The following is an 8112-nucleotide window of genomic DNA, read 5'->3' on the forward strand; positions in this document are numbered from 1 at the left end:
ATTAAATGCGCGAACGGTCAGCTTCACACTTTATTTTATTTGTAGGGGCGGAGGGGCCGTTTGTACCGATTGACATTGCGTACTGGACAACTTAAAACGTAAGCCAAAGGTTTAATCAGGAGAAATTTCGGCAGTGAATAAATCACAGGTGGAGATATTCATGCTTATGGTTCGGGAGGGGAGTATTCACTTTGCATCGCAGCGGCTGAGTATTGCCCCTTCGCTAATAACAACCAGCATATGTGCGCTTGAAAATGAACTGGGTTTTAACCTGATTACGCGTGGCAGGAATATCAGAAAAGTTATTTTAACGGAGAAAGGACACGCTTTTTATCGACTTGCACCGGATTTACTGAGATTGCTTAATGCGATTGCTGATATTCGTGCGGGAATAAAACAGCCCGGCAAGACGTGCCCGCCGGGTGCAATAATCAATTCAGGCCAAGAAAATACTGGGCGATTTTAAAATAGATAATTAATCCGGTACCGTCGATGAGGGTGGCGATAAACGGCGCTGACACCACCGCCGGGTCGATGCCGACGCGCTTAAGCGTCAGGGGGATCACCGACGACACCACCGCGCTCCACAGGGTGATGCATACCAGCGTCAGACTGACAATCAGGGTGATCTCCATTCCGATGCCCATCATCCAGGCGCGCAGGCAGCCCGCCAGGCCGAGCGTGATGGCGATCAGCAGCGAGGTTGAGACCTCTTTGCGGATCACGCGTCCCATATCGCGCAGTCGCACTTCCCCGAGCGCCATCGAACGTACTAGCGTAGAGGTTATCTGCGTTCCGCTGTTGCCGCCGGTACCAATCAGCAGTGGTATGAAAAAGGCCAGCGCGATAGCCGATTCCAGCGCCTCTTCAAAATGCTGTAACACGCTGCTGGTGTAGGCTTCGGCGACAAAGAGCAGCAGCAGCCATACCGAACGTTTTTTCCACAGCGCCCACGGGCTGGTTTCCAGATAGGGCTTTTCCAGCGGCAGCGTCGCCCCCTGGCGCTGAGCATCCTCGGTCACGTCATCTTCCAGCAGATGAGCGATCTCTTTTTCCATCAGGCAGCCGACCAGCTCACCCTTTTCGACCACCGGCACCAGATCGAGCCCGCGCTCGCCGAGTTCGGCGACCACCTGCGGGCGCGGGTCGTCGGGCCTGACGCGAAACAGACAGCTATCCATTAAATAACGGATGGATTGCGCGGTATCGCTCTCCTGCAGCAGCTTTTTAATCGATAAACTGCCGCGCAGTTTTTTTCCGGCGACGACAAAAACCTGCCCGGGGATCTCATCGCTCGCCAGCTGAGAAACGAACAGTTCTCGCGCCTCATGAACGCTGAGATGCTCCGGCAGGGTAATGAAATCGGTACGCATGTACTGGGCAATTGCGTCGCCGTCGAAAGTCGAAGTCGCCTGGTGTGCGGCGCACAGTTGAATGGAAGACATGGTGTAATTCCCTATAAAAAATCACTCATAGGGGCGAACAAGACAGGATGAGCACAGGCAGATCCCTACGTCCTGGTTTTAGCACTGCACAACGTATCTGTCCGACATGAACGCCGTCAGAAGTTACCTTGGCAACACCTTGATTCGATGGAAGCCTGTATTTCCCTGAGTGGTCTCTCTCGATACCAACAGGGCGGTAACTTATGTTTATGCAGGAGCCTCGCCATAACGAGATCGTTAAATGAGACGTGATTATTAGCGAAGTGAAATAATTAACCAAACGTATAATTCATATCGTTTATTAATGGTTGAGAAAAACCGCTGGTTTTCGCGATAGGGGAGGTAGCAGGAGCGGGTTGTCTTAGCATGCACTTGTTAGTGGCAAACTATAATGATCGATGAATAAGTCAAGCAGGCTGTTATCAGCGCATTGATTAGTTGAAAAATCAGAGGTGACACATCCTATAAGCGATATTGTAAGAGGAAATCTATTATGTTGAAAAACAGGGTTAATCTCCAGGTTATTATCTGGACTACGCTGATTGGGGGCTTTATTAGCTCCCTGGTTAAGTCGGGAACGGAGGCCAATATGCCGCCTCGCGTGGCGGGAGAAATATCGCCTCCGGCGGCGCATATCGACGCCTGGCTTGGCTGGCTCGGTATTAATTCACACTCGCTGGACTACGTTTACCAGGGAGTGACGATCCCCGGCGCCGTCATGCTTTATCACTGGTTATTCAGTTTTGCTTTCGCCTTTCTTTATGTCTTTATTTCCGCGTACTGGCCAAAGATTCGGCTCTGGTACGGCGCGGCCTATGGTCTGATTATTACTCTCGTTATGCACGGCTTTCTCATTCCCGCGTTGGGCTTCAGGCACCCGGCCTATTTAAACGGGGAAACCGGATGGCTGTGGAACCTGAATGGCTACGAGCTGTGGAGCGAAACCCTCGGTCATATTTGCTGGTCGTTTTCGATTGAAATCAGCATGATTGCCGTTCTTGCCCTGCTGGCAAAACCGCTACGAGGCGCATGGGCTAACGAGCCAGCATGATAGCGTTAGCCCCACTCGCGAGTTAAAAAGCCGTTTATCGCCGCGCACAGTTTATGAGTGGGGGGATTCCTTCTCCGTCGGCAGGCACTGCAAATGGCCGTGGCGCACGCCGCGCTGGGCGATAACGTCATCGGCAAAATGCTGAACGTCGCCCATATCCCCCTTCAGCACGGCAATTTCCAGACAATCGTCGTGATTAATATGCACATGCAGAGTGGCGACGGAGAGATCGTGGTGGTGATGTTGGGTGGAGACTAAACGGCTGGCGAGATCGCGTTTCTCATGTTCATAGACGTAAGAGAGCACCGCGAAGCCCTGGGTACCGTGCTCCTGAGCGGCCTCCTGGGCCAGCGCGCCGCGCAGAATATCGCGGATCGCTTCGGAACGGTTGTTGTAGCCACGGCGCTGGCTCAGGCTATCCAGCGTATCGAGTAAATCGTCATCGAGAGTAATGGTAATTCGTTGCATCTGGCTTAAACCTTATTTCGGCGCACGGGAAAGGCGGGAAGTACCGCATTTTGTAACACGCGACCGGCGTCAGAGGAAAAAGTTAATGCCTCGCCCACGGTTTGTATCTCCACGATTTTCCCCTCATCCATCACCATCACCCGCTGGCAAAAGCGCTCAACCAGGCGTAAATCGTGGGTGATAAAAAGACAGGCGGTGCCGAACTGCTGCTGGAGCTTTTTGAGCAGACGAATAACGCTCGCCTGGATCACGAGGTCGAGGTTAGAAACCGCCTCATCCAGGATCAGCAGCTTTGGTTCTACCGTCAGCGCCCGCGCCAGGCAGATGCGCTGTAGCTGCCCGCCGCTCAGCTGCGGGGGGCGCTTATTCAGCACGCTATCGTCGAGATCCACCGCCCTGAGCATTTCGCTGGCCCGGGCCAGCTGCTCCGCTTTCGTCAACGATAGCAGGTGACGCATAGGCTCGCGCAGAATCTCGCGTACGGTTTTACGCGGATTGACCGCGCTGATGGCGTCCTGAAACACCATCTGAATATCCCGACGGAACGCCTTTTGTTTAGCGCGATTGAGCCGGGAGAGCGGCTCTCCCCGCCAGCAGATGCGACCCTGCGTTGGGGATTCCAGGCCGACGAGCAGGCGCGCCAGCGTGCTTTTGCCGCAGCCGCTACGCCCCAGCAGGGCCACGGTTTCACCGCTTTTCAGCGCTAAAGAGACCTCTGTTAGCACCTTTAAGTCCGGGTAGTGATGGGTAATTGTCGAGGCGGTCAGTAATGTCATCAGCTTAGCTCCAGACCATAAAGGGCGAGATGCGCCGCCACCAGCCCGCGGGTGATGTCGTGTCGCGGGGCGCGAAACAGAGATTCCACATCGCCCTGTTCCACAATGCGGCCGCTATCCATTACCGCGACATCGTCCGCCAGCCTGGCCACCACCCCCATATCATGCGTCACCAGCAGCATGCCGGGGCCGCGGTTTTGCATAATACTTACCAGCAGATCGAGAATGCGTGCCTGGACCACCGCGTCCAGATCGGTGGTGGGTTCGTCGGCAACGATAAAGGGCGCATCGCACAGCAACGCCATAGCAATCATCATTCGCTGCAGCATGCCGCCGCTCATCTCAAACGGGTATAGCTTGAGCACGCGCGGCGCGTTCTCCAGCCCGACGGCTTCCAGCGCCGCAATAAGCGTGGCGTCGTCTGAGGCTTTATCCAGGGCCCGGCAGGTTTCCCGGGCGTGATCGGCCATTGTTCGCAGCGGATTAAAAGCGCTGCGCGGATTCTGCATAATGGTGGCGATTTTGCTGCCGCGTAGCGCACAGGGAGAAACCGGCTGGCCGTCGGCAAGGATTATCCCGGCCGTCTGGCGTACGCCGGGAGGCAAAATGCCCAGCGCCGCGGCGCAGGTCAGGGATTTGCCGCTGCCGCTGCCGCCAACCAGCGCCAGCACGCGCCCGCGTTTGATCGTCAAAGAAACGCCGTGCACCAGCGGACGCTCGGCCCGTAAGGCGATGTTTTGCAGTTCAATTTGTTGCGGCATCAGTGGGTATGCTCCGTAACCAGATGAGGGTCCAGACGATCGCGCAGCGCGTCACCCACCATGTTAAAGGCCATCACGGTGATAAACAGCGCCAGCCCCGGCCAGAACATTTGCAGCGGCTGGGTCCAGATATACTGGCGCGCGTCGTTAATCATCACCCCCCATTCAGCGGTGGGGGCAGTGACGCCGAGGCCGAGAAACGACATCCCGGCGACGTGCAGCATCATATGCCCGATATCCAGCGTCGCCAGCACCAACAGCGACGGGATCACGGCGCCGGCCAGATGGTCGATAAACACCCGGACATGGCCCGCGCCGGAAAGCCGGGAAGCGAGCACAAATTCGCGCTGGCGCAGGGAGAGGGTCAGGCTGCGCACCATCCGTGCGTACCACGCCCAGTGCGACAGGGCGATGGCGATAATCACATTGGTCAGCCCGGTTCCCAGCACGCCGACCATAAAGAAAGAGAGGATCGAGGTCGGGAAAGTCATAAACATATCCGCGATGCGCATGGTGACCTGATCGACGCGACCGCCGATAAGCCCCGCGCTGCCGCCGACGATCAATCCCAGCGCCAGCACCAGCAGCAGGCAGGCCATCACCGAGCCAAGCGATATGCGGGTTGCCGCCAGCAATCGCGAGAAGATATCGCGGCCCAGATGATCGGTGCCCAGCCAGTGCTGGCTATCAGGTGCCAGCAGGCGCGAAGGCAGATCGATCGCCTGCGGATCGTAAGGCAGCCACCACTGGCTGGTGAGCGCAACGACCGCCAGCAGGGCGATGATGAGTAAAGAGAGGCGAACAGACCCGCGCGAAGAGAGGAAAAAGTTCACGAACGCGCTCCTTCATGGCGACGAATGCGCGGATCCAGCGCGGCATTCAACAGATCAACCATCAGGTTACAAACCACAAAAACAATCACCATCATCAGCGTAAAGCACTGAATCACCGGATAGTCGCGGTTAAATATCGCCGAAACGGCATAACGCCCCACGCCGGGCCAGGCAAAGATATTCTCGATAATCATCGTGCCGCCAATCAGCTCGCCGATATGCATTCCTACGGCGGTGATCATCGGCAGCGAAGCGTTACGCAAAATATGGCGACGTTCGGTTTGTTTCTCGTTCAGACCGCGCAGTCTGGCCCAGGTCACATGGCGCTGCCCGGCGACCTCCAGCATACTGGCGCGCAGCAGACGAGCGTTGATCGCCAGCGACATAAAGGCAATCGACACCGCCGGTAGAATGATGTGCTGCCAGCCGCCATAGCCCATCGCAGGCAACCATTGCAGGTAAACCGAAAAGAACATCACCAGCAAGAAAGCCAGCCAGAAGTTGGGCATCGACACGCCAAGGAAGGCGATAACCCGCACAATAAAATCCGGCAGGCGGTCACGATGCCGCGCCGCCCAAATACCGAGCGGTACGGAGGTGAGGAGAATCAACACCAGCGCAGCCCCCGCCAGCTGTAGCGTGGCGGGCAGGAAGTTCAGCATGTCATCCAGCACCGGACGCTGAGTGGCGAACGAGATGCCGAAATCCAGATGCAGCGCCTGCCACAGCCAGCTGCCGTACTGGACGATAAGCGGCTGATCCAGTCCCAGCATCACGCGGGTCGAGGCGACCATCTCTGGCGTTGGCGGCAGGTTCGACAGACGCAAATAGTCGAGCGCCGGGTCGCCGGTGCCCAGGCGTAGCATGAGGAAGATAATCACCGAGGCGGCGAAGATCATCGGGATCAGCAGCGAGATCCGCCGTAGCGCGTAACGTAGCATCAGGGTTTCACCGGTTTAATCTGTTCAAACGGAATTTCAGACGCAATCGGCGCGTAAGGAATAGCACCCAGCTCCGGTCTGGCGACCACCATCGTCGAGACATAGCTGATGGGCAGATACACCGCGTCATTGTGCAGACGGGTCAAAATGTCGCGGTACAACGCCTGACGGTGGGGTTCGTCGGTGGTTTCCAGCACCTCGCCAATCTCTTTATCAATAACCGGTTTGTCGGCTAAACCCTGCTGCGCCTGAAAATCGGCGTGCGACGGCACGCGCATCGAACTCATAAAGGCGTGCGGATCGTACGGCGCCCCCCAGGTGCGGTTGAAAATCATGCCGAAGCGACCATCGCGCTGGCGGGCATAAATACTGCTCTCTTCCTCGCCGACCAGCGCCACGTCCACGCCAATCTGCCGCATATCGGCCTGAATGATTTCCGCCATCGACTTGCTCAGGGCGTCAGTGCCAATGAACGACAGTTCAACGCGCAGCGGCTGGCCGTTTTTCTCGCGAATCTCTTTTCCCGCAGGCAGTAGCCAGCCCGCTTTTTCCAGCAATGCTTTCGCCTGCTGCGGATCGTACCGGCGCGGCGTCAGGCCAATGTCGGCATAAGGCACGGTGGGGGCGAACAGCGTATCAGCAACCTGCTGCGTGCCGTACAGGGCGTTATCGATCAGCGATTTTTTATTCACCGCGTAGTTCAGCGCTTCACGCACCAACAGCTCACTGGTGGGCGCTTTGGCGGAATTTAGCGCCAGCATCACCGTCTCTATTGGCCGGGAAAGCTGGGTACGGTACGCCGGGTTCTGGCTGAAACGGGCAAAGGTGTCGAGCGGCAGCAGCCCTTCGTTACCGTACAGCAGGTCGATATCTCCGGTTTCAAAAGCTACAGCGCGGGTCGTCGGGTCCGGGATCACCTTGACGGTAATCTTTTCAATTTGCGGCTTTTCCCCCCAGTAGCGCTCGTTACGCACCAGCACATCGTACTGATTGAGTTTTGATGCCTTCAGTACCCAAGGGCCGGTGCCAATCGGCGCTTTAATGCCGTGCAGGGTCTCATTGTCTTTAAACTGCGACGGGGCGATAAAGCGGAAAGGGCGCGGCAGGGCCAGCTCTTGCAGGAACGGGTAATACGCGCTTTTCAGGGTGATTTGCAGTTGGTTTTGGCTGAGCGCTTTGACATCGACAATCTGATTGACCAGCTCCAGCCAGGCGTGGCGCTGGCGGTTATCGAGCACCACGCGGAAGTTCTCCGCGGCGGCATGGGCGTCAAACGCTTCGCCGTTGGAAAATGTCACATCATCGCGCAGGGTGAAAATCCAGACTTTGCCGTCCGCCGATTGGGTCCAGCTTTTGGCCAGCCAGGGTTTTACCGAACCATCCGCCTGATACTTTACCAGTGGCTCATAGACCATGCTCTGGGCGAACATCTGATTGGGCGTGTAGAGGTGAGGATTAAGCGGCCCCACGTTGACCGGCCATGCGGTGGTGAGTTCATTGGGCGCGGCGCAGGCCAGCAACGGAGCGCAGGCGAATAGCGCCAGCAGGGTGGTGCGGATGATAGACAAAGCATTTTCTCAGCGACAGGAAAGTATGACGATTTTAATAATTCATCATACTTTCGACGTAAGCTGGATCAATATAGGGGCTGAAAGTATAAGAAAATGATATGTCTCTTTCGGCTGTATGAGATTGCGAACCCGCCTGCAGCCTGGCTAAGCGTAGCGCAAGCCTTGAAGCATCAGCTTCGGGAGCAGAGCGCAGCGTGACAGAGTTTCCCGGAGGCGATGCTGCGCATCTGTCCGGGCTACCGGCCCGCAGACGGTGATGAATCTGT

At 56.7% G+C, this 8112-nt stretch carries 10 protein-coding genes and 1 riboswitch; of the genes, 2 read left to right on the top strand and 8 right to left on the bottom strand.

Features of this window, described 5'->3' with window-relative positions; all coding sequences use genetic code 11:
- Positions 1-133: 133 nt before the first annotated feature.
- A complete protein-coding gene (locus IAE27_RS15370) occupies positions 134-466 on the top strand; it encodes a LysR family transcriptional regulator (RefSeq protein WP_004116154.1) in 333 nt (110 codons plus the stop codon).
- Here the strand turns inward: IAE27_RS15370 and IAE27_RS15375 are convergent.
- Positions 432-1445, bottom strand: a complete 1014-nt coding sequence (locus IAE27_RS15375) for a magnesium transporter (protein WP_004106632.1) — start codon at positions 1443-1445, stop codon at positions 432-434. The genes IAE27_RS15370 and IAE27_RS15375 overlap by 35 nt on opposite strands.
- Before the next feature lie 56 nt (positions 1446-1501).
- A riboswitch (M-box (ykoK) riboswitch) is annotated at positions 1502-1685 on the bottom strand.
- Between the two features lie 253 nt (positions 1686-1938).
- Between IAE27_RS15375 and IAE27_RS15380 the strand changes: the two genes are divergently transcribed.
- A complete protein-coding gene (locus tag IAE27_RS15380; RefSeq protein WP_004106630.1) occupies positions 1939-2496 on the top strand; it encodes a YagU family protein in 558 nt (185 codons plus the stop codon).
- A gap of 51 nt (positions 2497-2547) precedes the next feature.
- Here IAE27_RS15380 and nikR read toward each other — a convergent pair whose 3' ends face one another.
- From nikR to IAE27_RS29615, 7 genes are all read right to left on the bottom strand, one after another.
- On the bottom strand, positions 2548-2964 hold the full coding sequence (gene nikR / locus IAE27_RS15385) for a nickel-responsive transcriptional regulator NikR (RefSeq protein ID WP_004106628.1): 417 nt from the start codon (positions 2962-2964) through the stop codon (positions 2548-2550).
- Between the two features lie 5 nt (positions 2965-2969).
- Entirely contained in the window at positions 2970-3740 is a 771-nt protein-coding gene (nikE, locus tag IAE27_RS15390) for a nickel import ATP-binding protein NikE (protein WP_004116149.1), read from the bottom strand.
- Positions 3740-4501 (bottom strand): nickel import ATP-binding protein NikD, encoded by a 762-nt coding sequence (gene nikD / locus IAE27_RS15395; RefSeq protein ID WP_016807566.1) that lies wholly within the window; start codon positions 4499-4501, stop codon positions 3740-3742. Before nikD ends, nikE begins: the two co-directional genes overlap by 1 nt.
- A complete protein-coding gene (gene nikC, locus IAE27_RS15400; protein WP_004106621.1) occupies positions 4501-5334 on the bottom strand; it encodes a nickel ABC transporter permease subunit NikC in 834 nt (277 codons plus the stop codon). The genes nikD and nikC overlap by 1 nt, the downstream gene beginning before the upstream one ends.
- Positions 5331-6275, bottom strand: coding sequence for a nickel ABC transporter permease subunit NikB (nikB, locus tag IAE27_RS15405; protein WP_049593680.1), 945 nt, complete (start codon positions 6273-6275; stop codon positions 5331-5333). Before nikB ends, nikC begins: the two co-directional genes overlap by 4 nt.
- On the bottom strand, positions 6275-7843 hold the full coding sequence (nikA, locus tag IAE27_RS15410; RefSeq protein WP_049593679.1) for a nickel ABC transporter substrate-binding protein: 1569 nt from the start codon (positions 7841-7843) through the stop codon (positions 6275-6277). The genes nikB and nikA overlap by 1 nt, the downstream gene beginning before the upstream one ends.
- A gap of 34 nt (positions 7844-7877) precedes the next feature.
- On the bottom strand, positions 7878-8112 hold a 235-nt coding region (locus tag IAE27_RS29615), incomplete at its 5' end, for a hypothetical protein (protein WP_227685270.1).

Origin of the sequence: Klebsiella sp. S69, assembly GCF_016516145.1 — a bacterium.
Taxonomy (GTDB): domain Bacteria; phylum Pseudomonadota; class Gammaproteobacteria; order Enterobacterales; family Enterobacteriaceae; genus Klebsiella; species Klebsiella oxytoca.